Annotated in this window: 27 protein-coding genes; 13 read left to right on the top strand and 14 right to left on the bottom strand. The window is 51.6% G+C overall.

Annotated elements, in window-relative coordinates; genetic code table 11:
• Positions 1-3: 3 nt before the first annotated feature.
• On the bottom strand, positions 4-786 hold the full coding sequence (locus tag AACZ64_RS10050) for a putative hydro-lyase (RefSeq protein ID WP_293615219.1): 783 nt from the start codon (positions 784-786) through the stop codon (positions 4-6).
• Positions 787-978: 192 nt separating this feature from the next.
• Positions 979-1497, bottom strand: coding sequence for a YbaK/EbsC family protein (locus tag AACZ64_RS10045; protein ID WP_293615218.1), 519 nt, complete (start codon positions 1495-1497; stop codon positions 979-981).
• 255 nt (positions 1498-1752) lie between these two features.
• Here AACZ64_RS10045 and AACZ64_RS10040 point away from each other — a divergent pair, with 255 nt between their 5' ends.
• Genes AACZ64_RS10040 through AACZ64_RS09995 form a run of 10 tightly spaced genes read left to right on the top strand, consistent with a single transcriptional unit; the run spans position 1753 to position 10026 of the window.
• Entirely contained in the window at positions 1753-2496 is a 744-nt protein-coding gene (locus AACZ64_RS10040) for a thermostable hemolysin (RefSeq protein ID WP_293615217.1), read from the top strand.
• On the top strand, positions 2471-3964 hold the full coding sequence (locus AACZ64_RS10035; protein ID WP_293615216.1) for an AMP-binding protein: 1494 nt from the start codon (positions 2471-2473) through the stop codon (positions 3962-3964). The genes AACZ64_RS10040 and AACZ64_RS10035 overlap by 26 nt, the downstream gene beginning before the upstream one ends.
• Positions 3961-4653, top strand: coding sequence for an iron-containing redox enzyme family protein (locus AACZ64_RS10030; protein ID WP_339639984.1), 693 nt, complete (start codon positions 3961-3963; stop codon positions 4651-4653). Before AACZ64_RS10035 ends, AACZ64_RS10030 begins: the two co-directional genes overlap by 4 nt.
• 12 nt (positions 4654-4665) lie before the next feature.
• The gene (locus AACZ64_RS10025) at positions 4666-5475 is read left to right on the top strand and encodes an SDR family oxidoreductase (RefSeq protein ID WP_293615214.1); all 810 of its coding nucleotides are present in this window, start codon (positions 4666-4668) and stop codon (positions 5473-5475) included.
• 11 nt (positions 5476-5486) lie between these two features.
• A complete protein-coding gene (locus tag AACZ64_RS10020) occupies positions 5487-6143 on the top strand; it encodes a hypothetical protein (protein ID WP_293615213.1) in 657 nt (218 codons plus the stop codon).
• A 9-nt stretch (positions 6144-6152) separates the two neighbouring features.
• Positions 6153-6812, top strand: a complete 660-nt coding sequence (locus tag AACZ64_RS10015) for a response regulator (RefSeq protein ID WP_339639981.1) — start codon at positions 6153-6155, stop codon at positions 6810-6812.
• On the top strand, positions 6809-8119 hold the full coding sequence (locus AACZ64_RS10010; protein ID WP_339639979.1) for an ATP-binding protein: 1311 nt from the start codon (positions 6809-6811) through the stop codon (positions 8117-8119). The genes AACZ64_RS10015 and AACZ64_RS10010 overlap by 4 nt, the downstream gene beginning before the upstream one ends.
• Positions 8120-8482, top strand: coding sequence for a cupredoxin domain-containing protein (locus tag AACZ64_RS10005; RefSeq protein ID WP_293615210.1), 363 nt, complete (start codon positions 8120-8122; stop codon positions 8480-8482).
• A 7-nt stretch (positions 8483-8489) separates the two neighbouring features.
• Positions 8490-9287, top strand: coding sequence for an FTR1 family protein (locus AACZ64_RS10000; RefSeq protein ID WP_293615209.1), 798 nt, complete (start codon positions 8490-8492; stop codon positions 9285-9287).
• A 1-nt stretch (position 9288) separates the two neighbouring features.
• Positions 9289-10026 carry a hypothetical protein gene (locus tag AACZ64_RS09995; protein WP_293615208.1) on the top strand — a complete coding sequence of 246 codons (738 nt, stop codon included), beginning with the start codon at positions 9289-9291 and terminating at the stop codon, positions 10024-10026.
• Between the two features lie 24 nt (positions 10027-10050).
• Here AACZ64_RS09995 and gloA read toward each other — a convergent pair whose 3' ends face one another.
• Positions 10051-10434 carry a lactoylglutathione lyase gene (gene gloA / locus AACZ64_RS09990; RefSeq protein ID WP_339639976.1) on the bottom strand — a complete coding sequence of 128 codons (384 nt, stop codon included), beginning with the start codon at positions 10432-10434 and terminating at the stop codon, positions 10051-10053.
• Positions 10435-10729: 295 nt separating this feature from the next.
• Between gloA and AACZ64_RS09985 the strand changes: the two genes are divergently transcribed.
• Positions 10730-11461 (top strand): lipopolysaccharide kinase InaA family protein, encoded by a 732-nt coding sequence (locus AACZ64_RS09985; protein ID WP_036860054.1) that lies wholly within the window; start codon positions 10730-10732, stop codon positions 11459-11461.
• 90 nt (positions 11462-11551) lie between these two features.
• On the opposite strand, the gene AACZ64_RS09980 is transcribed toward AACZ64_RS09985, so the two are convergent.
• The 11 genes from AACZ64_RS09980 to AACZ64_RS09930 form a co-directional block, all read right to left on the bottom strand.
• Positions 11552-12151 (bottom strand): Yip1 family protein, encoded by a 600-nt coding sequence (locus AACZ64_RS09980; RefSeq protein WP_293615204.1) that lies wholly within the window; start codon positions 12149-12151, stop codon positions 11552-11554.
• A gap of 139 nt (positions 12152-12290) precedes the next feature.
• Positions 12291-13025, bottom strand: coding sequence for a sulfite exporter TauE/SafE family protein (locus AACZ64_RS09975; RefSeq protein WP_293615203.1), 735 nt, complete (start codon positions 13023-13025; stop codon positions 12291-12293).
• Positions 13025-13243 (bottom strand): cbb3-type cytochrome oxidase assembly protein CcoS, encoded by a 219-nt coding sequence (gene ccoS, locus AACZ64_RS09970; RefSeq protein ID WP_293615202.1) that lies wholly within the window; start codon positions 13241-13243, stop codon positions 13025-13027. Before ccoS ends, AACZ64_RS09975 begins: the two co-directional genes overlap by 1 nt.
• 40 nt (positions 13244-13283) lie before the next feature.
• Positions 13284-15725: a heavy metal translocating P-type ATPase gene (locus tag AACZ64_RS09965; protein ID WP_293615201.1), complete on the bottom strand. Its 2442-nt coding sequence runs from the start codon at positions 15723-15725 to the stop codon at positions 13284-13286.
• Positions 15722-16231 carry a FixH family protein gene (locus AACZ64_RS09960; RefSeq protein WP_293615200.1) on the bottom strand — a complete coding sequence of 170 codons (510 nt, stop codon included), beginning with the start codon at positions 16229-16231 and terminating at the stop codon, positions 15722-15724. Before AACZ64_RS09960 ends, AACZ64_RS09965 begins: the two co-directional genes overlap by 4 nt.
• A 62-nt stretch (positions 16232-16293) precedes the next feature.
• Positions 16294-17721: a cytochrome c oxidase accessory protein CcoG gene (ccoG, locus tag AACZ64_RS09955; RefSeq protein WP_293615199.1), complete on the bottom strand. Its 1428-nt coding sequence runs from the start codon at positions 17719-17721 to the stop codon at positions 16294-16296.
• Positions 17722-17758: 37 nt separating this feature from the next.
• A complete protein-coding gene (ccoP, locus tag AACZ64_RS09950; RefSeq protein WP_293615198.1) occupies positions 17759-18658 on the bottom strand; it encodes a cytochrome-c oxidase, cbb3-type subunit III in 900 nt (299 codons plus the stop codon).
• Between the two features lie 14 nt (positions 18659-18672).
• Positions 18673-18852, bottom strand: a complete 180-nt coding sequence (locus AACZ64_RS09945) for a cbb3-type cytochrome c oxidase subunit 3 (protein ID WP_293615197.1) — start codon at positions 18850-18852, stop codon at positions 18673-18675.
• Positions 18852-19466: a cytochrome-c oxidase, cbb3-type subunit II gene (gene ccoO / locus AACZ64_RS09940; protein WP_293615196.1), complete on the bottom strand. Its 615-nt coding sequence runs from the start codon at positions 19464-19466 to the stop codon at positions 18852-18854. Before ccoO ends, AACZ64_RS09945 begins: the two co-directional genes overlap by 1 nt.
• Positions 19467-19479: 13 nt before the next feature.
• The gene (gene ccoN, locus AACZ64_RS09935) at positions 19480-20925 is read right to left on the bottom strand and encodes a cytochrome-c oxidase, cbb3-type subunit I (RefSeq protein ID WP_293615195.1); all 1446 of its coding nucleotides are present in this window, start codon (positions 20923-20925) and stop codon (positions 19480-19482) included.
• A 134-nt stretch (positions 20926-21059) separates the two neighbouring features.
• Positions 21060-22283, bottom strand: a complete 1224-nt coding sequence (locus tag AACZ64_RS09930; protein WP_293615194.1) for an argininosuccinate synthase — start codon at positions 22281-22283, stop codon at positions 21060-21062.
• A gap of 228 nt (positions 22284-22511) precedes the next feature.
• Here AACZ64_RS09930 and pyrC point away from each other — a divergent pair, with 228 nt between their 5' ends.
• Together pyrC and rnt are read left to right on the top strand one after the other, a co-directional pair.
• The gene (gene pyrC, locus AACZ64_RS09925) at positions 22512-23543 is read left to right on the top strand and encodes a dihydroorotase (protein WP_293615192.1); all 1032 of its coding nucleotides are present in this window, start codon (positions 22512-22514) and stop codon (positions 23541-23543) included.
• The gene (rnt, locus tag AACZ64_RS09920; RefSeq protein ID WP_293615191.1) at positions 23528-24160 is read left to right on the top strand and encodes a ribonuclease T; all 633 of its coding nucleotides are present in this window, start codon (positions 23528-23530) and stop codon (positions 24158-24160) included. Before pyrC ends, rnt begins: the two co-directional genes overlap by 16 nt.
• The last annotated feature ends 13 nt before the right edge of the window (positions 24161-24173 follow it).

Genomic DNA, 24173 nt, shown 5'->3' with positions numbered 1-24173 from the left:
CCATCACATTATCGCCAATTGGCTGTTTAGCAGGTCGGTCACCAGCATGGAACCTGGGCTGTGGGTAATACACAACGGTGGCATGGCCTGCTCCAACGCAATCTGTGGCGTTACCCCACAGGCCCAGAAGAGGGGTATTTCATCGGTATGGACTGTTACCGAATTGCCAAAATCCGGTTTTTTTAGCTGCCCGATGCCTATTTGCGCCGGATCGCCGAGGTGAATCGGGGCACCATGCATGCTGGGAAACCGGGTACATACCTGAATCGCCCGGATAGCGTCGGCTGCCTTGAAGGGACGCATACTGACCACCATATTTCCACCGAAGCGACCCGACGAACGACAGGGTATACTGGTGCGATACATCGGCACGTTGACTCCCTCCGAAATGTTGCGAATTTCAAGGCCATCAGTCAGCAGTGCCTCTTCAAAAGAAAAGGAACAACCCAGGACAAAAGTCACCAGATCCTGTCGCCAGTAGGCAGTAATCTCCGCTGGCTCGTCAACTAACCGACCTTCCTCAAAGACACGGTAACACGGCACATCCGTGCGAATATCCAGTTCCGCGCCCAGTGACGGCAAACTGTACTGGCCGGCATCAGAGACGGCGATCAACGGACAGGGCTTGGGATTCAGCTGGCAAAAACGCAGAAATTCACCGGCCCAGTCCTCAGGAAGAATAACCACATTCCCCTGCACAAAACCGCGGCAATGCCCAGAGGTGTGCCCGGTAAATTGGCCGGATCGAACAGCCAGTCGCAATTCACGCGGATTGGGTATCGGCATTTGAAATATTCCTGACCAGAGTAACCGTCAACTGACATTCAACCATCGAACACGGCCTATGACCACAGGCAGGAGATGATCAAAGTTCCAGGGGCAAAATCTTTCCAACTTCAACAACAAAACCCGGCAGCACCTGAATACGTACTGCCGCTGCAGGATACAATACATCCCGGGATAATGAAGGCTGGCTTCTTATCCGTCTTCAGGCGGCGCCCATAGATAAGGCTTGTCACTTTGCCCATTTCGCAGACAACTTATCGGTGCAGACCAGGCATTTTTCATAACCTCCTGAAAATCCCCCTGACTCAGATGAAGCAGATGATTGTGGTCACCCGCCTCGATATAAATATCGAGGTTATCCAGCAGAGCGCTGTCCACAATGACATCCAGCTTGAATGCCTGCCCCAGGCCCGGGATTGCACCTTTGTTGCAATCGGGGAAAAGCCCCTGCAGATCCCCTTCCTCGGCAATTTCATACTCGTGCTGGCAACCGTACTCCAGCCACTCAAGTATCAACTTGTTGGTGGCTGGGATAACACACATCGCATAATGATCGTTCTGCTTGACGACCACGGCTTTTGCCAGTTTTTCCGGGGGCACATGTGCCTCTCGGGCAGTGGCCATCGAGTTACTGGTTTGTGCATGTTTCAACACTTCATAATTAATTTTTTTGCGGCCGAGATAATCAGCCAATACGGGTGAGATACTCATAATCCGGCACCTCCTGATCAGTGTATACAGGTTACTTACAGTATAGTTCGACTGATGCACTTTCACCTTCGCAGGGCACAGAACAATTCGATCTATCGGGTGCATCGGGACAGGTCTAATCCAACTTAATCCATTTTTTACTGCGAGATTTGGCCGGGTTGCTGAAGAAATTATGCATCCCCCGTTGTTGTTAAGAATACTTTAAGTATTAGTCAGTACTCTGCAAGGTAACCAGGTACCGATCAGGGTATGAACATGCAAGAGATCAGACAAACCAGTCAGGAATATTCCGACAACATCCATGCCAGGCAGTGGTTGAACCGATGGCTTGTCCCGGCGCCAGCTCTCAACCTGCACTCACCGCATTCTGAAAGCACCGCGACTGTACAACAGTATGTCGCCAGACAGTTTTTTCAAACCTATGGTGCCACAGTGCACGAGTTCCTGCCCATCTTCCTCAGTCTGTCCTGTCGGGATCAACTGTCTGCCGTAACAGGCATCCGGCCCGTCGATGCAAGTCCGCTGTTTCTTGAGCAGTACCTGGACAATCCCATCGAGCTGGAAATTAACCGTTATTCATCTGTACCCGTAGCTCGCCATCAGATTGCCGAAATCGGCAATCTGGCCGCCACCCAAAGGGGCTCAAGTCAACTGTTATTCATTCTGCTGGCGGCCACCCTAAGACGAGCCAATTTTGAATGGCTGGTGTTTACGGCAACACCACAGGTCAGGAAAGCCATCAGCAAGCTGGGATTTGAACTGCATCCTGTCGCAGACGCCAGAGCTTCCCGGCTACAGACATCAACCGAAAAAGAATGGGGCAGCTATTACCGGACCCAGCCTGTTGTGGTTGCCGGGCAATTGGCACAAGCCATAGAGGTGATCAATGAGAGAAAAACCTTGCGGGCCGCGCTCTCATTTTATGATGCACGCATTGACAGCCTGGCCAAAGAACAGCTCAGCGGAGCAGACAGTGCCGACTATTCTTTCACGGCTTGATGGTCTTTATGACGACGATCAGGTCGTCGCCAGAGACGCCACACAGCGCCTGACATACGGTGAATTGATACAACGCTGTTGGGATATAGCCGCTCTACTGAAGAAAAACCACATCGGCAGGCTGGCATTGCATCTCGACAACGGCCTCGACTGGCTGGTGATTGATCTGGCCTGCCAACTGAGCGACATCTGCCTACTCCCCCTGCCAACCTTCTTCTCCAACAGACAGGTGCAACATGCCCTGAGAGAAACGCCCGTTGATGCCATTGTCAGCGGTACCAACACTGTGTTCGACCTATCAGAACAGGTAACGGAAACCGTCCGGCTATCCGGCACTGCCAAGCTCTGGCTGAACCGTATCCCGGCCTTCGAGGACCACGCACTCATTCCGGAGAATACCGGAAAAATCACTTACACGTCTGGCTCTACAGGTACCCCCAAAGGGGTCTGTCTCAGTAACCAGCAGTTAATCGACGAGGCGATGTTCCTCGGCAGCGCTGTGGGACTATCAAAGCCACGGCACCTCTGTCTGTTGCCTTTAAGCACTCTGCTGGAAAATGTTGCCGGTATTTATGCACCGCTGTTGTTCGGCGGAGAGGTCATTGTCCCCACTCTGGAGGAAATGGGCTTCTACGGCAGTTCAACAGTTGAACCGACCACCCTGATTGAAACCATCACCAGATACCAGCCCAACACACTGATCCTGACACCACAACTCCTGCAACTGCTGGTGGTCAGTGTCCGCAATGGGTGGCAGACCCCAGAATCATTGAAGTTCGTCGCAGTGGGCGGTGCCAAGGTGGCGAATCAATTGCTGATAGAGGCATGGCAATCAGGCATTCCCGCTTACCAGGGCTACGGCCTGTCAGAATGCGCCTCTGTGGTGAGCCTGAACACTCCCCGCGATCAGATTACCGGTAGTTGTGGAAAGCCCCTGCAGCACCTGAACGTGCAAATTATCAATGGAGAAGTTGTCGTCAATGGCAACGCCATGCTCGGTTACGCGAATACCCCATCAAGCTGGGGACAACAGGCTATCCACACGGGCGATCTCGGCTATCTTGATGCCAGGGGATTTCTGCATATTCTCGGGCGACGCAAAAACCTGATGATTTCCAGTTACGGTCGCAATATCAGCCCGGAGTGGGTGGAATCCGAATTTCTCGCATCACCAATCTTTGCGGACTTTATCGTCTTCGGTGATGCCCAATCACATTGTGTTGCATTACTGTCGACACGGGATAGCCGCACCACTGATCAACAGATAGATGACATCATTCAACATATCAACCAACAACTGCCAGATTACGCACGCATTCGGAACTGGCAGAGATTGCCCACCGTCTTGACAAAAACCCCTGCACTGATAACGGACAATGGTCGACCAAAACGGGCAGCCATTGCTCAACATTATGCCGGCCAAATTGACCAGCTTTACAACATGCCCGTTGAGGAGTCACACGTATGAATGCACTAACACCCCCCCCTTTTTTCGATACGCTGACGACAGCAACAGACGCAGACAAAAAACACCTGCTCTCTGCACCCATTATCCAGCGGGGCCTTGAAGGTCGCATCAATATCGATGACTACCTGGGATTTCTGCAACAGGCCTACCATCATGTCAAACACACCGTGCCACTACTGATGGCAGTGGGCTCACGGTTACCGGACGAGCAGGAGTGGTTGCGCCAGGCAGTAGCGGAATACATTGAAGAAGAAATCGGTCATCAGGAGTGGATTCTCAACGATATTGCTACCTGTGGTTATGACAGTGACGTGGTCAGACAGGGTCAGCCCAATCCCGCAACCGAACTGATGATCGCCTACGCCTACGATACCGTCATGCGCGTCAACCCGGTTGGATTCTTTGGCATGGTTCACGTACTTGAGGGCACCAGCGTCAATATCGCCGAAACCGTTGCAGACAATGTCCGCGGAACATTAGGTCTTCCTCAAAATGCCTTTTCCTACCTGTATTCGCACGGATCACTGGATAAGGAACATGTCACTTTTTTTGAAGGTCTTATGAACCGCATAGACTCACCGCAGGACCAGGCACAAGTCATTCATTCAGCCAGGATGTTTTATCGACTTTATGGTGACCTATTCCGTTCGCTCAACGATGTTTCGCACAACATTCCACGCACGGCCTGACAGAAACGCAATATGGAACTGAACAACAAAGTAATTTTACTGACGGGTGCCACTGGTGGTATTGGTTGCGCGGTAGCCCGGAGATTGGCTGACGAAGGTGCCCACCTCATGCTGGTTGGGCGAAACACAGCGGCACTGAACCAGCTTGCCGGACAATTACCGGGAAATCACCAAATAATCGTGGCGGATATCGTCACCTCTCTGGGTCGACAGACTATCCTGTCAGAGTGTGTCGATGGCGGCGGCATTGATCTGCTGATAAACCTGGCGGGCACAGCAACATTTCAACGCTTCGAGCAGCAGTCTGAAGCGAGCATCCAGCAGATGCTCGACACAAACCTGATTGCTCCCATGTTATTAACAAGACAGCTGATCCCTCTCTTGAGCAGCAGATCGAAGTCGGCTGTGGTTAATATTGGTTCTACCTTCGGCAGTATCGGTCACCCCGGCTACGTCGCCTATTGTGCCAGCAAATCGGGCCTGAAAGGCTTTACCGAGGCGCTGCGCAGGGAACTCAGCGACACCGCCACTCAGGTTTTTTATCTTGCCCCAAGAGCGACAGACACCAGCTTGAATTCTCCCGCTGCAAACACCCTGAATCGCGCCCTTGGCAACAAGGTAGATACACCGGAACAGGTCGCTGATGCGCTGGTAAAGCTGGTCAAAACCAATCGGTATTGTCAATTCATGGGATGGCCGGAGAAACTGTTTGTGAAAATTAATGCCCTGTTTCCGAGACTGGTTGACCGCGCACTGGTTAAAAAAATGCCGCTCATTAAAAAAATTCTCAACAACCATGAGACGACTAAAATCAATACCTAGAGACTCACATTATGAAACACACTATTAAAAATATCATGGCAAGTTCTGTAGCACTGATTGCGCTAACCGCCAGTTCTGGCTGGGCCGGTGTCACGGAGGAAATCAGTACTCTGCAAAAACGCTGGGCTGAGATCAACTATCAAATGGAGGGCGATGCACAAAGCGAGGCCTTTGCCTCACTTGCTACAGAGGCCGACGCCGTCGTCTCAAAATACCCTGATAATGCAGCCCCACTAATCTGGCGTGGTATTATCAAGTCCACTTATGCAGGGGCCAAAGGCGGTCTCGGCGCATTATCGCTGGTCAAGTCGTCTAAAGCCGACCTGGAAGCGGCATTGGCAATCGACCCTCAGGCATTGGACGGTTCAGCCTATACCAGCCTGGGCACACTTTACTGCCATGTACCGGGTTGGCCAATTGGTTTTGGTGATGACAAAAAAGCCGAAAAAATGCTGCTTAAAGCGCTGGCTATCAATCCCGACGGAATAGACAGCAATTATTTTTATGCCGACTACCTGATTGGGAAAAAACGTTACCAGGATGCCCGAGCTTATTTACTTAAGGCAAAAAAGGCAGCACCGCGCATTAACCGACCACTGGCCGATGCCGGGCGGCAAAAGGAAATCAGCCAGGCGCTGGCCGTTATTGAACAGAAACTGGGAAGCTGATTAGCGTAAATGCAAATTCTGTTGGTAGAAGATGATCAACCTCTGGCCCAGGGGCTTAAAGCCGCCCTGAGCAGGCAACATTACTCTGTTAATCACGTGGACACGGGTAAAGCCTGTATCCATGTAGTGGAGACGGAACCACCGGATATCATTATTCTGGATATCGGTTTACCGGATATCAATGGCCTGAAAGTCCTCGAATCAATTCGCAACCGATCGGCCGAGTTACCGGTATTACTACTGACGGCCAGAGATACCCTGCACGATAAAGTGACCGGGCTGGACTCCGGAGCTGACGACTATCTGGCAAAACCCTTTGAGATGAGTGAACTCCTGGCCCGCCTGAGGGTTCTCGAACGCCGCCTCAGCTCAGTCAAATCGACGAAAATCACGGTTGGCCCGGTCACCCTGGATACCAGCGATCAATCAGTGATCTGTCAGGGTGAACCCGAAGAACTGTCACGCCGGGAATATATGTTACTGAAAGCATTGATGGAAAATGCTGGCCGGATAATGACACGAAACACCCTGGAAGCGCGGCTTTACAGCTGGGGGGAAGAAATCTGTAGCAACGCGCTTGAAGTACACATACATCATCTCAGGAAGAAGCTGGGTGTCGACTTCATCAAAACCGTGCGCGGCGTTGGTTACAAGGTTACGCCCCCGTGAGATCAATCCGGATGTTTCTGATTGCCGCCATACTGGCGGTACTCACCCTGTTCAATTTTGTTGCCGCGTTGCAAGGTTACAGTTCCAGCCTGAAGGAAGCCAACAAGCTGTTTGACCAGCATTTACGACAAACAGCAGAACTGATTGCACGACTCTACGCTGGCCATCCAATAAAGCCCCTCGATGACGAAAGCACGTTAGTCTACCAGGTATGGCGGGGGCAGGAGTTGCTCGCCTCCTTTGGCATTGAGCAAACACGACCCATAACAGATTTTTATCCCGGTTTTGGCCACACCAATTTCGACGGTTATCGCTGGCGAACCCTCGTTTACTATGATCAGAATCACCGAAACTGGATCATCACCGCTGAACGGACAGACTTGCGTTATCTGCTGGCGGAGAGTGTTATCAGTCACGCCATTTTACCGATATTGCTGAGTATTCCCCTGGCCGGTTTGCTGATCTGGCTGATTATCAGTCATGGCCTGAAGCCACTTCGCATACTCTCCCAACAGCTCAAGAACAAGCAGGCCGATGACCTCTCACCAGTGGTATTACCAGAGCTCAAAAGTGAATTACAGCAGGTCAGCCAATCAATCAATGCATTAATGAACCGTCTCGAAGTTGCGCTGAACAGAGAAAAACACTTTACCGCCGATGCCGCACATGAGTTGCGCACCCCCATCAGTGCCCTCAAAATTCAGCTGCACAATCTAGAGGAAGACATCTCTCCGGATAATGAGGCATTTCAACAATTGCGTGCGGGGGTAGATCGTATTCAGCATCTGGTCGAACAACTGTTGTCCCTCTACCGTTCAACACCCGAACAGCTGGCCCACAATTTCTGTCGCATCAATCTTCACCAATTGGCGCAGGATGTTATTGCAGAACTACATACTAAATTTGAAACCAAACAACAGATAGCGGAGCTTGCCGGTGAGCCCTGCATGATAGAAGGTGACCCCTTTGCGTTAACCACTCTGCTTCAGAACCTGCTTAGCAATGCCAATAAATACACGCCCCCAGGGGGTCATATCCTTGTGACGATCAGCACCGAGGAGCATGCGGTATATCTCAAAGTGGAAGACTCAGGATCGGGTATCCCTCCTGAGGACTACGATAAAATATTCAAACGTTTCCATCGGCTGAACAATAAACCCGATGGATCGACAACCCCCGGCTGCGGACTCGGCTTGACCATCGTCCGCAATATTGCGGATCTTCACCACGCTCGTATCGAGATAGAACGTTCCTGTTTTGAGAGCGGCACAGCCTTTATTGTCATCTTCAAACGAACGGAAGACTAAATGATGAGGAGAAGCACTGGCCGTTTTGTCATGCTCCTCGCCTTAACGCTTGGCATAGGCAGTAATACCAGTTTCGCGGGCACACCGGTAGTCGAGCTCAGAATCCGCAACCACCTGTTTTTTCCGGATACACTGGAAGTCCCTGCCCATACAAAAATCAAGCTGCTGGTAATCAACGAGGATCCAACGCCAGAGGAGTTTGAAAGTTATGAGCTCAACCGTGAAAAAGTGATTCTCGGCCATCGTAAAACGGTGATTTTCATTGGTCCGCTGCCACCCGGAGATTACCCCTTTTTTGGTGAGTTTTACCCAAAAACAGCTCAGGGAAAAATAGTGGTTACCGCACAGCAACCATCAGAATGAGACACTTATGTTTCTGAATTCAGTCGTACTGATACTTCAGGAGATACTGGAAGCCGCACTATTAATAAGCATCTTGTTGGTGCTTTCCAGACAACTTCAACTCAGTGCCCGATGGTTCGGCACCGGAATGATATTGGGCGGCATTGGCGCATTCGTTCTATCGGTCAACCTGGCTACGATTTCTGAATGGTTGGACTATGCTGGCCAGGAAATTCTTATCGCCGGAATCATGCTTGCTGTTCTCGGCCTGCTAACAGGGATAGGACTGTATTCAACGTTACCTCCGTCACCCTCAAGGCATGCGCTACCCTACCTGATGTCCATTTGTGTCGCCCTTGCACTCAGCCGTGAAGGGGCCGAAATCGTGATTTATCTGGGCGGCATACTCAACCATCAGGAGAGCATCCAGCCAACATTTACCGGTGCAGGAATTGGGGCCGGGATTGGTCTGAGCGCAGGGGTATTGCTGTACTTTGGTTTGCTCAGCCTTCCTGCGAGATGGATTTTCTGCACCTGTATTTTATTGCTGGCCTTGATCGGCGGCACCATGGCATCTCAGGCAACCCTCCTGCTGACCCAGGTTGACTGGATCACCTATTCTCCGGTTCTCTGGGACAGCTCAATTTGGCTACCGGAGGATTCCATCCCCGGGCACCTGCTCTATGCCCTGATCGGTTATGAAGCTACTCCATCACTTTTTCAGGCAATCGCCTATGGTCTTGGTTTTCTACTGGTCAGCATCTCCGCCACACTAGGCCATCTCAACCAATTCCGTAGCCGTCGCACAAATACGGGTGACAACTAGTATGCACACTACCGTCCAGACACCTCTCGGCTTTGTAACTCGAGGGTTAGGCATCTTATTCTGTCTCACCATCCCGGTGATGTCCCTTGCCGATGGCAATGCCGTGGATAAAATCTACCATCCCTATGTGGACGCTCTGGAACAGGAACTGGAATGGCGTGCAATCTATCAGGACGATCAGCCCGACCAACCGGATCATCGCCAGCTGTATCGCTTTTCCTATGGTCGAGCTTTTGGCGACCGCTGGTTTGGCGAGGTATATTTGACAGGTGACAAATCTGACAATGGTAGTTTTTCGCTGGCGGCTTATGAAGTGGAAGCCAAATGGCAACTCACTGAACAGGGGGAATACTGGGCTGACTGGGGTATCCTGTTTGAGCTGGAAAAACAGGCCAAGGAAAATATCTGGGAGTTTTCCACCGGGATTCTCGCCGAAAAGGAGTGGGGCCGCTGGAGCGGTACTGCCAATATCATCATCAGCCAGGAATGGGGCTCAGACATTGAGGATGAGATTGAATCATCAGTGGGCCTGCAGACACGCTATCGCCTGTCACGCTGGATTGAACCGGCAGTGGAGCTCTATGTTAATGAGCAAACCGTTGCGCTGGGGCCCGTATTAATGGGCAACATACAGACCGGCGTCAGGCGCAGTCTGCACTGGGAGGCAGGCCTCCTCTTTGGCATGAATGATAAAAGCGCCAACAATACGCTACGGGTTCTGATTGAGTATGAATTTTAGGGGGGAAGGCAATCTTCGACAATCTCAACTATCTGACAGCAATTCAATTTTGTAACCATCCGGGTCTTCCACAAAAGCCAGCACTGTCGAGCCGTGCTTCATTGGGCCGGGCTCCCTGACAACCTTCCCCCCCGATGTGCGAATTCGCTCGCAGGCGGCATAGACATCCTCCACACCAATGGCGATATGCCCATAGGCATCACCGAGATTGTAAGTGGAAGTATCCCAGTTATGGGTAAGCTCAAGCACAGTGTTTGCCGACTCATCACCATAACCCAGAAATGCGAGCGTAAAACGGCCATCGGGGAAATCCTTGCGCCGCAAAAGTTGCATTCCCAGCACATCGGTATAAAAGCGAACGGAAGTGTCGAGATCCCTCACCCGCAACATGGTATGTAATAAACGCATAAACTTACCTCTCTAGTTATTCCTGGAATCTGCACGCACTTACCCACAACGGCTTGCAAGAGTATTGAGTTCCAACCAGTCTCGGCTAAAAAGCCATGCTACAAAGTAAATCGGAATTGAATCAAATAAAACCTTTAACAAAGACGTCAATTGGGTCACTGGCTTTTCAAATAATCCAGGCCCACGACCAAGAGATTTTTTTCCACAGTCCCCTGTTTTGCTTTTTCAGCTATTTTTGTGTACTTTTTATGTAACAACCGTGACATTCACCGTTATCCAGAAAAGAGTAATAATAATGATCAATACGTTATCAAGAGACGCTCAAACAGATAGTGATTTTGACTACTGGTGGGAAATGGAAGGCCCCTGGGTTGAAGAACCAAACCATCGACGGGGCGGAATAAGTGGTGTCCAGCGATGCCGAATCAATGGCGCCACCTACTACATCAAAAAACAGACTGACCATACTTGTCGCAGTCTCAGACATCCACTGGGCTATGCCACCATAGCCCGTGAAACCCACCGGCTGGATGTGTGCCACAAGCTGGGAATATCAACGCCGGAAGTCGTCTTTTCGCAAACACGCCTTCACCAGGGGGCAATTCAGGCAATTCTGGCGACTCGGGAATTGGCTGGGTTTTCCAGTGTTGAGGCATGGCAGGAGAGCGTAACTGACGATTTCGTGAAAAAAGAGACACTCGATGCTCTCTCCCGAAAACTTGGCGAGATTCTGTCAAGACTTCACAATAGTCGCTGGCAGCATGGCTGTCTGTATGATAAACACATTTTTTTTCGTCATGAAAGGAAGGGCAGCAACGAGATTGAAGTCGCACTGATTGATCTCGAAAAATGCCGTCGACGGTTATCAATTAGCCAGGCCTCCCGGCACGACATACGCCAGATGCGCCGACATATGCCCGCGATGACTGAACGCCACTGGGGCATTTTCAATTCCACCTATCGACAATTTTCCTACCTCAGTCCAAACAAAGGTGTGCCCTGGCTTTCCACAACCGATTGCAACTAACCCCGCAACCCCGGTTATCGACGACTGGCTGAAAAAAAATCCCAGGCAAAAAAAACCGGGCTTACGCCCGGTTTCTATAAAGCGTTGTTCTCAATCGGTAAAAACCGGTGCCGCGACATATTCCCAGAGCAAGACGGTAGCTACCAGAACAACCACCACATACACAAGGGAAACAGCAAAAATCGCACTGGCATAGAGAAAACCCTGGTCCTCCGGCACATTCATCACATCGGGAATCCCGAGGTACATCAACCGAATTGCATAACTGCAGGCGGCGATAGCAAGCAGAAGATCCAGCCACCAAATCGGATAAACCGCAAAAATACCTGCCAGAAAAACCGGGCTACAACAGAGACCCATAAACACAAACCCTTTTAATGGGCTCGATTCACTATTATAGGTTTTCGACATCCAGGCAATCATCCAGCCAATAAATACCAGCGCGCCCATCAGGGCAAAGTAAAACATGACTATCAAGGGTATTGCGCTAGCTTCGGTAATCCTGGTGGGCTCATCATGGACAATCGTCCATCCAAACTTCGTTGTTCCAATATAAAACCCGATCGCAGGGATCATACCCAGAAAAATAAAATAGATGGCCATGCGCTTGATTGTCTCATCGGACAGTGCAGCAATTTTCTTCCATTCGGACTGTGGATCGTAGAGTAACCCGGCAATGTGACCTAGCATAAAATCCCCGTTTTTCTTATTTAAGACTAACAATCGGCCAACAGACATATAGTTTATTATAAAACACCTGCTTTTATACCGCTTAAATCAAATCGTTGGCATTGATCGAAATCAATAACCCTTATAACACCTACTACAGTCAATGGTGCATGTGCTGATGAGCACTGACCCCATCACTTTGTTCAGAAATCACTTCTCGTTGATGATTATGTGCCATCGCATTCCAGAGGGTCCACGCACCAAATACGATAACTATCATCCCCATGGCTGTTCTCAAAGCACGAATCTGCAACCACCGCTTTAGCTGACTGGAAAAAACGCCCCCGGCCAGCATGACCGGCAACGTGCCCAGGCCGAACGCCATCATGGATAGTGCACTCGACACGGGGTGAGCAGTGGCAGCGGCGTAAACCAGTGCCGAATACACCAGGCCACAGGGTAACCAACCCCATAACATACCAAACAGAAAGGCCCTGCCAACCGTGCGGACACGGAACAACCTGGTTGCGAAAGGCTGAATATGGCGCCAGGCATGTTGCCCCCCACGCTCAAGCCAGGACAGGAAGTGCCACCAACCCGCCAGATACAACCCCATCAGAATAAGCAGCACCCCCGCAAAAATACGCAGTGAAGGCCCCAGAGACAGGTATTCATGACCAAACAATCCCAGCAGACCGACCAGCGCACCGATAAGCCCATAAGATGTAATTCGCCCTAGATTGTAGCTTAGGAGGATTGGCCAACGCCTGCGTTGATCATCGGCGGCAAAACCCAGTGCGGCGACAATCCCGCCACACATACCAACACAATGCCCGGCACCCATCAAACCAATAACCAGCATTGCCAGTATGGACATACTGTCAAATTCAAACATTATTCCGGGCTCTTTGAAGGTGGAGAGTCTTCAGGTTGACGGGGGCGAGCCTCGACATCAACCTCAACAGGGTCATCAGCCCCATCGTCAAATAGTATTCTCTCGCCCTCCCCCTCTAGATCATCATACTGGCCACTGTTTACTGCCCAGAAAAAAAACCAGATCGCCAATGCACAGAAAATCAAGGACACAGGGATCAGCAAATACAAACTGGTCATTGGGTTATAACCTGCCAAAGATGAAAAGTATCAGCCATCGTCACGTGGCAAAACAAGGCTGTTGTGAGCACATCATGGGTACGTCGCCACGCCGACTCAGCCGCAGGGCATTACCCACAACCAATAGCGAACTGGCAGACATACCAATCGCGGCCGCCCAGGGAGGAATCATTCCCGCCACGGCCAGCGGCAATGCCAGGAGATTGTAGAGTAATGCCCACGTGAGATTCTGACGAATGATCTGGCGTGTCCGTCTGGCAAGACCGATCACTTCCGGCAATGTATTGAGGTTGCCCGATAGCAATATACTGTCAGCATGGATTCTGGCGAAATCACTGGCATCACCCAGTGCCACTGAGGCATCGGCACCGCTCAGTACAGGCACATCATTGATACCATCACCAACCATCAACACCCGGTGCCCGGCCTGCTGACAGCGGTTGACCCAATCGAGTTTTGCCGCTGGACTCTGCTGCCCGAACCACTGCTGAATACCCAGCTTGGTCGCCATATTTTCAACCGCTGCAACACGATCACCACTCAGTAAAACTGTCTCCAGACCCTGCGCTGTCAGCTGCTGAATGGCAGACGCCGCACCGGAGCGCAACTGATCCTGTAAAATAATCCAGGCCAGTGGCCGGGATTGTTCCGCCAAAAGAAGTGGTAACTGGCCTGCATCAACTGGTGCCATAGCTGGCATGGGAAGATCAAACAACCTGCTGATATAGTCCGGCTGACCGATAGCAAAGCGACTTCCATCAATCGTAGCGGAAATGCCTGATCCGACTTCCTGAACAACGTCAGTTCCCCTATCCGTCACCGCTGTGCCGGCAAAAGCCCTGGCAATGGGATGCCTGGAATCCTGCTCCAGGGTCGCAGCGATAGCCAGCACATCAGATTCTTTTTGGTCAGCCAGCTCAATCACCTCAACGATACTCAGATCACCCAGTGTCAACGTGCCCGTTTTGTCAAAAACAATTCGATCGACTTGCGACAAAACCTCCAGCATCCGACTTCGACTGATCAGAAAACCGCGCTGACGCAACTCGCCTGTTGCCACCGCAATAGCGGCTGGCGTTGCCAAAGATAACGCGCAGGGGCAGGTAACAACCAGCACAGAGAGCACAACCCAAATAGCTTCCTCCGGTTGGTGCTGCCACCACCAAAAAGCCACCAGGGCGGAGACAACCAACACGGCAGCGACAAAATAACCCGCCACCCGATCAGCCATCGCAACCGCTGCTGGTTTATCACTGCGCGCCTTTTCAACCAACTGCAAAATTGCCGACAAACGGGTCTGATGACCAACGGCAGACACTCTGATCAGCAAGGGGTTCTCACTGTTGACGGTTCCCGCAGAAACCACATCACCGGGGGATTTACCGACCGGCATCTGTTCGCCGGTGAGAACAGCTTCGACCACGCTGCTGACACCCTCGGTAATCTCTCCATCACAGGGAATGGTTTCACCGGAGGCAACGCGAATCAGGTTCCCAGGCAACAGCAGCTTGACCGGAATCGTCTCCTCTTTATTGCCGTTCAATCGCCTGGCTGTCACCGGCAACAATTGGCCGAGCGATTCGGCTCGCATGTCATTGCGATGGCGAACCCGCATCTCGAAATATCGCCCCAACAGTAAAAAAAATGTGAACATGGCAATAGAGTCAAAATAAACTTCGCCCGTTCGGGTCACGGTAGCCCAGCAGCTGGCTGAAAAACCGAGGATTATCGCCAGTGAGACCGGAACATCCATGATCAGATGGCCTTGACGCAAGCTGTACCATGCAGCTCTAAAGAAAGGATAGGCCGAGAACAAAACCACCGGCAGGGCAATAATAAAGCTGACCCAACGCAGGAAATTTTGCCACTCGGGCTCCATACCCTGAAAGGCGCCTGCGTAAAGACCAATGGCGACCATTCCCGCCTGCATCATCCCCAGTCCGGCAATACCCAAACGTTGCAGAAAGCGGCGATTTTCATGATCTCGCAACTGGCGTATAGCCTCGTCACTAACGGGACGAGGGTCGTAGCCGATTTGCTGTAGCTCTTCCAATAATTCACTGAGTTTCAGTGATTCTGGGTTCCAGGTGATGAATGCTCGATGGCTGGTGACATTAACCCGCACCTCAATCACCCCCGGCAATTTACTCAGGTGATTCTCGATCAGCCAGGCACAGGCTGTACAGGTAATGCCCCCTATCAAAAGGCGAATCTGCCGGTTGTCATCGACAGTCTCCACGTAATCCGCTTGCACCTCAGGCAAATCATAAACTGCCAGCGATGCCTGATCCGGAGCTTCCGGACGATTAGCGCTCTTCGTACGATACTGGTAAAAGCGCGCCAATCCACCATCACAGATAGCCGTGGCAACGGCCAGGCAGCCCGGACAACACATAGCCCTTGGCTCCCCCTGAATCACCAGTACCCAGTCAGTACCGGCGGGAACTGGCAATCCACAGTGATAACAGGATTGTGGCGTCATTCCGCCCTCAGGATAATCTGATCTGCAGTTGCAAAATTCAGCTCGCCGACTAACCGCCAATCCCTGTCGGGTTCGGGTAATACCCGCAGGTAATAACGCGACAGCAATGGCTGATTGAGGTCGGTGCGGTAGTGGCCGCCGGTGATCTCGGTCAGCAGCATCTCGCGATCACGTTTTGAGTCTGTTGGATGAAACAACAACAGTGCAAGCTGCTCTGGTAGTGGATGGACCGTATCAATAGTGACAAACAACTCACCACTGGTGGCATCCAGACGCAACTCGGCAGAGAGCCCCAACGCTTCGGCACGTCGATCCTGCTCCAGCACCTGATTGATGGCAAGGCCGTCGCGATAGTAATTATCCACCACCAGACTATCGGCCCCGGAAAATGCAATATAGACAGTCACCAGACTGGCGATCACCACGCTACCTGGCAGCGCTATTAGAAACCATGGCCAGAATTGACGATACCAGGGGGGAGTGTTGCTGTCGGTTGAAAGTGGCAAGGCTGTGTCCTCGGACGCTGACTATGGGCGGAAATACTGTGTCGGGAAATGTTGCAGAAAAACTAGCGTTGCAAACGCGGGCCAATAAAGCGGCTTTCCTGACGTGCATGAATAACTTCACTATCAATCGCCTCAACAACGAACATGACATCCGTGTTAGGAACATCCATCAAACCTGGATCAAGCTCGATTCTGACGGGCATACTCAACACCTCTCCTTCCTTGACACTGACCACATCCTTGCCGAGATAGTTAAATGGATAGTCGCCAGTCACCTCAATGCTGTAGCTATGGTCACGCGTATCCATATTATTGATTTTCAGAGTATAGATATTCTCAACCAAACCCCGGGTAGTTTCACGATAGAGAACATTTCGATCACGAATGACATCCACGCCCAATGGAACACGCGTCGCAATGGTATAGCTGAAGGCTGACACCATTAGAGCCAGCGCAACGGCATAGCCGATAAAACGGGGCCGAAAAATACTGGTCTTACCGTATTCCATGGCGTGTTCCGTGGTAAAGCGAATCAGACCCGGTTCGTAACCCATTTTGTCCATGACGGTGTTACAGGCATCAATACAAAGACCGCAGTCTATGCACTCGTATTGAAGCCCATCGCGAATATCAATTCCCGTGGGGCATACCTGTACGCATAAGGAACAATCTACACAGTCACCCTTGCCTGCTGCCCGATAGTCCTCGTCTTTCCGTCTAGCACCGCGTGGCTCGCCCCGCTTCTCATCATAGGAAACCACCAGAGTATCCTGATCAAACATGACCGACTGAAAGCGGGCGTAAGGGCACATGTATTTACATACCTGCTCCCGGAGAAAACCCGCATTCATGTAGGTCATCACTGAGAAAAAAAACGTCCAGAAGACAGCTGCCGGATGTGCCGAGAAGGTAAAGAGTTCGGGAACCAGCTGTCGGATCGGGTTAAAATAACCCACAAACGTCAAACCGGTAACAAATGCCACCAACCCCCACAACAACAATTTACTGCCCCGGCGCAGGATTTTCTGGCTATGCCAGGGCGCTCTGTCCAATTTGATGCGCTGATTGCGGTCACCCTCACACCAGTCTTCAATGTACATGAAGATCATGGTCCAGACGGTCTGGGGGCAGGAAAATCCACACCACACCCGACCTACCAGAACCGTTACAGTGAACAGGGCAAAGGCTGAGATAATCAGCGCCCAGGCCAACAACATGAAGTCCTGTGGCCAGAAAGTGATCCAGAAAATATGGAATTGCCGGGCCGGCAGGTCAAACCAGATGGCCTGACGGCCATCCAGATTTATCCAGGGAAGCAGAAAATAGGCACTGAGCATCGGCAGCCATGTCCAGCGCTGCAGGTTTCGATAAAATCCAGGAAGCTGACGGGTCTGAATTTTTTCTCTCGTTTCATAGAGATCAAGAACCCGGATAACTTCCTCTGAGGACCGGTTGCCGGCTTTTTTTTCCGGCTCTTGTTCACCCGTCATTTAATTTTGACACTCCCGTTAGGCAAATCCTCAAACGTTATTGGTTTTTGGATAAGCTGTACACATACGCTGTCAACAGATGTATTTTTTCTGCCTTTAGCTTGTCGGCCTGAGCAGGCATGTTACCGTTTCGACCATTGCGAATAGTATGACGAACCAGCGTAGGGGAACCACCATACAACCAGATGCCATCGGTCAGGTTGGGTGCTCCCAGCATCTTGTTGCCAGTACCGTCTGCACCATGACAGGCTGCACAGTAGGTGGCGAATAACTGGCTACCGGCCTCGGCTTTTTTGGCATCATGCTCGCGACCGCTGATTTTGAAAACATACTCGGCGACATTGTCCACGCCATCCTCGCCCAGAGCACCCCCCAGGGCCGGCATGGCACCCTGCCGCCCATTGACTAACGTAGTCTTGATATCTTCCACACTGCCGCCGTAGAGCCAATCACTGTCAGCCAGGTTGGGGAAACCATAGCTGCCCCTGCCATCGGAACCATGACAGACCGCACAGTTATTATTGAACAGGCGACGACTCATTTTCATCGCCTCGGGATTGGCGATCAATTCCTCAACCGGTGTTTCACTATACTGCTCGTAGAGTGGCGCATACTTCGCCTCTGCCTCGGCCACCTCTTCTTCCCACTGGCCCACCTGTGTCCAGCCGAGCACACCCCCAAAGTTTCCCAACCCTGGATACAGCACCAGATAGATGACCCCGAACACGACGGTGCCCACGAACATCTTGAACCACCAGCCTGGCAGAGGATTGTCATACTCCTCAATACCGTCATAAACATGGCCTGTTTTTGGGGCCTCGCCCTCTTTGGTGTCATCGGAAACTTCAACCTTGCGATTGGCGAACAACAACCATGTACAACCGACAATAGTGATTGCGGTAAATACGATAATCCAGATACTCCAGAAGGTACTCATGTCAGCTCATGCCTCTACTTATCTTCATCCTGAGAAGATTTGGTGTCATCAACTTTGGTGTCATCAACAAAAGGTAGTTGTGCCGCCTCATCAAAATCTTTTTTCTTGCGGCCACTGTAAGCCCACCAACAGACCCCGAGAAAAGCGATCATGGTGAGTATGGTGCCGATACCTTGTAATGTGCCCTGATCCATTAGCGTTTCTGCGTCAAAAGTGTGCCGAGTTGCTGGAGATACACCACCAGCGCATCAATTTCCTTTACCTCACCGTTGGCAAAAGGTGCAGCGGCATTGGCGATATCCTCATCCGAATATGGGACGCCAACTGTTCTCAATGCCTTCATTTTGGCTGCAGTATCTTTACCGGTCAGCGTATTTTCAAACAGCCAGGGGAATGCCGGCATGTTTGACTCAGGTACCACATCCCTCGGGTTATAGAGGTGTGCCCGCTGCCAGTCATCACTATAGCGGCCACCAACCCGCGCCAAATCGGGGCCAGTGCGTTTGGAGCCCCAGAGAAAAGGATGCTCGTAAACATGCTCACCCGCGACAGAATAGTGGCCATAACGCTCGGTTTCAGCACGCAACGGCCTGACCATCTGTGTGTGGCACACATGGCAGCCTTCACGGATGTAAATATCACGACCTTCCAATGCCAATGGCCCCAGCGGTTCAAGGCCTTCGACAGGCTGCGTTGTTTGATTCTGCCAGAACAGCGGAATAATCTGGGTTAGCCCACCAAAGCTGATGGCAACCACGATCAGCACAATCATCAGCCCGATATTTTTTTCAACAATCTCATGTTTCACTGTTGTTCTCCTATCAGACTGTACGGGGTTCGGCAGCGGTCACTTCCTGCTGCTGAACATCCCCACGAATGGTTCGCCAGACGTTGTAGGCCATCACCAGCATACCGGCAAAGAAAATCACACCACCCAACAAGCGCACGTAATAACCCGGGTAGCTCGCCTCAATTGACTCAACAAAGCTGTATGTCAGGGTCCCATCGGTGTTGAAAGCACGCCACATCAGACCCTGAGCAATGCCGTTAACCCACATGGAGGCGATGTAAAGCACGGTACCAATGGTTGACATCCAGAAGTGCAGGTTGATCAGTTTTACACTGTACATCTGAGCACGTTGATAAAGCACTGGAATCAGGTGATAGAGCATGCCAATGGAAATCATGGCCACCCAACCAAGGGCGCCGGAGTGAACATGGCCAATCGTCCAGTCAGTATTGTGAGACAGTGCATTTACGGTCTTGATCGACATCATTGGACCTTCAAAGGTCGACATGCCGTAAAAAGACAGGGACACCACCAGAAAGCGCAGGGTCGGATCGTAACGGAGTTTATGCCAGGCACCTGACAGGGTCATCATGCCGTTGATCATGCCACCCCAGGAGGGAGCGAGCAGAATCAGAGACATCACCATTCCCAGACTCTGAACCCAATCGGGCAAAGCCGAGTAATGAAGGTGGTGGGGACCTGCCCAAATGTAGACGGCAATCAGCGCCCAGAAATGCACGATCGAGAGACGATAGGAATATATCGGCCGACCCGCCTGTTTGGGCACGAAGTAGTACATCATGCCCAGGAAGCCCGCCGTCAGGAAAAACCCTACTGCATTGTGGCCGTACCACCATTGCACCATCGCATCGATCGTACCGGCATAGGCCGAATAGGATTTGAAAGCTGTTACCGGGATGGCAGCACTGTTGCCGAGGTGCAACACGGCAATTGTGATAATAAAGGCCCCAAAAAACCAGTTGGCCACGTAGATGTGCTTGGTGCGGCGTTTCATGATGGTGCCGAAAAAAACCACCGCAAACGCCACCCAAACCAACGTGATCAGGATATCGATCGGCCACTCCAGCTCCGCGTACTCTTTAGAGGTGGTCAGCCCCAAAGGCAGGGTAATCGCCGCGGCAACAATCACCGCCTGCCAGCCCCAGAAGGTAAACCCAATCAACCAACCGCCAAACAGTCTTGCCTGACAGGTTCGCTGCACCACATGGTAGGCAGCGGCAAACAGTGCACTACCACCGAAGGCAAAAATAACCGCATTGGTATGGAGCGGACGAAGTCGCCCAAAGTGAAGCCATGGCTGGTTAAAATTAAGACCCGGCCAGATCAGCTCAGCGGCGATAAACACCCCCACCAGCATCCCGACGATCCCCCAGACCACAGTCATGATGGCAAACTGTTTGACCACCCTGATATTGTATTCCGGCTGGTCACCGGCGCTTGCGACATTGCTACTCATTGCATTTTCTCGTCATTAATCCATTCTTTGGAACCCGTGAGAGTAGCCTTCAACTCCCTAAACTACTCCCTGCGTATTATTCCCTAAACCCACCCACACTGATATTGATTTGCATCAACTCGAACAGGTGGCAATCAGGAATCCATCTTGCGATTTTTGTTGGCGGCAATCCGCAAACGCAATGCATTCAGTTTGATAAAACCCTCTGCATCCTTCTGATCATAGGCCCCGGCGTCATCTTCGAAGGTGGCAATTTTCTCATCAAAAAGGCTGTCATCAGACTGACGACCCACCACAGTGACATTACCCTTATAAAGTTTTACACGCACCTTGCCGTTTACCACGTGTTGCGTTTCATCAATCATCACCTGCAACATCTTGCGTTCCGGGGACCACCAGTAGCCGTTATAAATCGTCTCGGCATATTTGGGCATTAATGCATCTTTCAAATGCGCCACCTCACGATCCAGTGTGAGTGATTCGATGGCCCGATGCGCCCGCAACATAATAGTCCCGCCCGGTGTTTCATAACAGCCACGTGATTTCATGCCCACGTAGCGGTTCTCAACCAGGTCTAGTCGACCAATCCCATTGTCGCCGCCCAATTTATTGAGGTGAGTAAGTACTGTAGCCGGTGTCATGGGTTGATCATCAATTGCAACAATATCGCCTTTTTCATAGGTGAGTTCGACATAGGTAGGCTGGTCAGGTGCCTTCTCGGGAGAGACACTCCAGCGCCACATATCCTCTTCAGGCTCCCACCAGGGATCTTCAAGATTACCCCCCTCATAGGAGATATGCAGCAAATTGGCATCCATTGAATAAGGGGATTTTTTCTTCTTGGTAGAAAAATCTACCGGAATATCGTGCTGCTCACAGTAGCCCATCAGTTTTTCACGGGATGTCAGATCCCACTCCCGCCACGGGGCGATCACTTTGATACCCGGCTTCAGAGCATAAGCACCGAGCTCAAAACGTACCTGATCATTTCCCTTACCGGTCGCACCGTGAGAAATCGCATCTGCACCGGTTTCGTTGGCAATTTCGATCAGTCGTTTGGCAATCAGTGGCCGGGCAATAGACGTCCCCAGCAGGTATTCCCCCTCATAAATTGTGTTGGCACGAAACATCGGGAATACATAGTCACGTACATACTCCTCGCGAAGATCATCCACATAGATTTCTTTCACGCCCAGCGCCGCCGCTTTGGCGCGGGCCGGTTCCACCTCTTCTCCCTGACCGATATCCGCAGTAAATGTGACGACTTCACAGCGATAGGTTTCCTGTAGCCACTTGACAATAACCGAGGTATCCAACCCCCCCGAATAGGCTAAAACAACTTTTTTAATGTCGGACACGACATGACTCCTGATTGGTATTTTGTGGGATAAAAGTGGGCACTATTCTAATCGTTAAGTGGATAGTTTCACAGTGAGCAGGGCAGGCTCTGCCGAATCACCCTGATCCTACTCAAAATGTTTAATCCGGCGACCGAAACCGGATCGCCCTCGTTTCTTCTGTTAAGCCAACAACGATTCCGGTAGCATTGATTGACTCAATGACCACCTGTAGCAGCCAACTTGAACATGACTCAATTAACCATCACCCGCCCCGATGATTGGCACCTGCACTTGCGCGATGGGCAACTGCTCGCCTATACCGTACCAGACGCCGCGCGATATTTTGGCCGCGCCATCATCATGCCCAACCTGCTTCCACCGGTACTCAATACCGCTCAAGCCCTTGCCTACCGAGAGCGGATTCTGGCCCATCGTCCAGCCGACAGTCAGTGGAAACCGTTAATGGTGCTGTATTTGACCGACAATACCGACCCGGCGGAGATAGAACGAGCCACGGCGTCTGGGCATGTGGTCGCATGCAAGTATTATCCGGCCGGCGCGACCACCAACTCGGACTCCGGTGTCACCCAACTGGACAATATCTATCCCGTCCTGGCGCGTATGGAAAAAATCGGCATGCCACTGCTGCTGCACGGTGAGGTCACGGATACTGAAGTCGATATTTTCGATCGGGAAGCGGTATTTATCGACAGGCACCTCGGCAAGCTCATCAACAACTTTCCGGCACTGAAAATTGTGCTGGAACACATAACTACCCACGACGGCGCCCAGTTCGTAGCAGAGGCATCAGCCAATATAGCTGCCACCATCACGCCCCAACATCTGCTGTTCAACCGCAACCAGATGTTGGCGGGCGGTATCCGCCCCCATTACTATTGTCTCCCCATACTGAAACGGCAACACCACCAACAGGCACTGATCGCAGCCGCCACCAGTGGCGACCCCAGTTTTTTTCTGGGCACTGATTCGGCGCCCCACAACACCCATCGCAAGGAAACCGCCTGCGGCTGTGCCGGTTGTTATTCCAATCATGCCGCGCTCGAACTCTATGCCGAAGCCTTTGATCAAGCCGATGCGCTGGACAAGCTCGAAGGGTTTGCCAGTTTTTTTGGCGCAGACTTCTATGGCATGCCCCGCCATACTGACACGATCACGCTGCAGCTTTCACCGTGGCAAAGTCCGACCAGCCTCCCCTTTGGCAGTGACACCCTCACACCATTAGGTGCTGGAGAAACCAGGCAATGGAGCGTCAGTTAATTATGCACCCGCCCATCTCGGATCGTTTCAGAGGCTTTCTCCCCGTGGTCATCGACGTGGAGACCGGCGGCTTTAATGCCGCTACCGACGCATTGCTGGAAATGGCTGCTGTGACACTGGCCATGGACGAAGATGGCATCCTCATGCCCAGCGAGATTATCTATCATGCGGTGATCCCGTTTGAAGGAGCCAACGTCGAGCAGGCGGCTCTGAACTTCACTGGTATCGACATCAACGACCCCTACCGGATGGCGCTGGAAGAAAATGAGGCCTTGAGAGCCCTGTTTCAGCCTATTCGCAATGCAGTAAAGGAGGCACACTGCAGCCGCGCTGTCATGGTGGCACACAACGCGCATTTTGACCTTGGATTTGTCAACGCAGCTGTTGAAAGAAATGGCATTAAACGCAACCCCTTCCACCCATTTTCCTGCTTTGATACGGCCACACTGGCCGGGCTTGCCTATGGACAGACCGTACTGGCCAGAGCCTGTGAAGCAGCAGAAATAGAGTTCAGCAACGACAAGGCACACTCTGCAGCCTATGACGCTGAAAAGACGGCAGAATTGTTCTGTGGTATCGTCAACCGCTGGAAAGATCTCGGCGGTTGGCATAAGTAACCCAGGTAAATGG

This window comes from uncultured Porticoccus sp. (genome assembly GCF_963975625.1).
In the GTDB taxonomy this organism is placed as follows: Bacteria; Pseudomonadota; Gammaproteobacteria; order Pseudomonadales; family Porticoccaceae; genus Porticoccus.
Note: the sequence above shows the minus strand (reverse complement) of the source record. Positions and strands in the feature narration are given on the sequence as shown.

Bases quoted from the DNA above. Each gene is read 5' to 3' on its own strand.
- AACZ64_RS10050 (WP_293615219.1), bottom strand. From the start codon at position 786: ATGCCGATACCCAATCCGCGTGAATTGCGACTGGCTGTTCGATCCGGC.
- AACZ64_RS10045 (WP_293615218.1), bottom strand. From the start codon at position 1,497: ATGAGTATCTCACCCGTATTGGCTGATTATCTCGGCCGCAAAAAAATT.
- AACZ64_RS10040 (WP_293615217.1), top strand. From the start codon at position 1,753: ATGCAAGAGATCAGACAAACCAGTCAGGAATATTCCGACAACATCCAT.
- AACZ64_RS10030 (WP_339639984.1), top strand. From the start codon at position 3,961: ATGAATGCACTAACACCCCCCCCTTTTTTCGATACGCTGACGACAGCA.
- AACZ64_RS10025 (WP_293615214.1), top strand. From the start codon at position 4,666: ATGGAACTGAACAACAAAGTAATTTTACTGACGGGTGCCACTGGTGGT.
- AACZ64_RS10020 (WP_293615213.1), top strand. From the start codon at position 5,487: ATGAAACACACTATTAAAAATATCATGGCAAGTTCTGTAGCACTGATT.
- AACZ64_RS10015 (WP_339639981.1), top strand. From the start codon at position 6,153: ATGCAAATTCTGTTGGTAGAAGATGATCAACCTCTGGCCCAGGGGCTT.
- AACZ64_RS10005 (WP_293615210.1), top strand. From the start codon at position 8,120: ATGATGAGGAGAAGCACTGGCCGTTTTGTCATGCTCCTCGCCTTAACG.
- AACZ64_RS10000 (WP_293615209.1), top strand. From the start codon at position 8,490: ATGTTTCTGAATTCAGTCGTACTGATACTTCAGGAGATACTGGAAGCC.
- AACZ64_RS09995 (WP_293615208.1), top strand. From the start codon at position 9,289: ATGCACACTACCGTCCAGACACCTCTCGGCTTTGTAACTCGAGGGTTA.
- gloA (WP_339639976.1), bottom strand. From the start codon at position 10,434: ATGCGTTTATTACATACCATGTTGCGGGTGAGGGATCTCGACACTTCC.
- AACZ64_RS09985 (WP_036860054.1), top strand. From the start codon at position 10,730: ATGATCAATACGTTATCAAGAGACGCTCAAACAGATAGTGATTTTGAC.
- AACZ64_RS09980 (WP_293615204.1), bottom strand. From the start codon at position 12,151: ATGCTAGGTCACATTGCCGGGTTACTCTACGATCCACAGTCCGAATGG.
- AACZ64_RS09975 (WP_293615203.1), bottom strand. From the start codon at position 13,025: ATGTTTGAATTTGACAGTATGTCCATACTGGCAATGCTGGTTATTGGT.
- ccoS (WP_293615202.1), bottom strand. From the start codon at position 13,243: ATGACCAGTTTGTATTTGCTGATCCCTGTGTCCTTGATTTTCTGTGCA.
- AACZ64_RS09965 (WP_293615201.1), bottom strand. From the start codon at position 15,725: ATGACGCCACAATCCTGTTATCACTGTGGATTGCCAGTTCCCGCCGGT.
- ccoG (WP_293615199.1), bottom strand. From the start codon at position 17,721: ATGACGGGTGAACAAGAGCCGGAAAAAAAAGCCGGCAACCGGTCCTCA.
- ccoP (WP_293615198.1), bottom strand. From the start codon at position 18,658: ATGAGTACCTTCTGGAGTATCTGGATTATCGTATTTACCGCAATCACT.
- AACZ64_RS09945 (WP_293615197.1), bottom strand. From the start codon at position 18,852: ATGGATCAGGGCACATTACAAGGTATCGGCACCATACTCACCATGATC.
- ccoN (WP_293615195.1), bottom strand. From the start codon at position 20,925: ATGAGTAGCAATGTCGCAAGCGCCGGTGACCAGCCGGAATACAATATC.
- pyrC (WP_293615192.1), top strand. From the start codon at position 22,512: ATGACTCAATTAACCATCACCCGCCCCGATGATTGGCACCTGCACTTG.
- rnt (WP_293615191.1), top strand. From the start codon at position 23,528: ATGGAGCGTCAGTTAATTATGCACCCGCCCATCTCGGATCGTTTCAGA.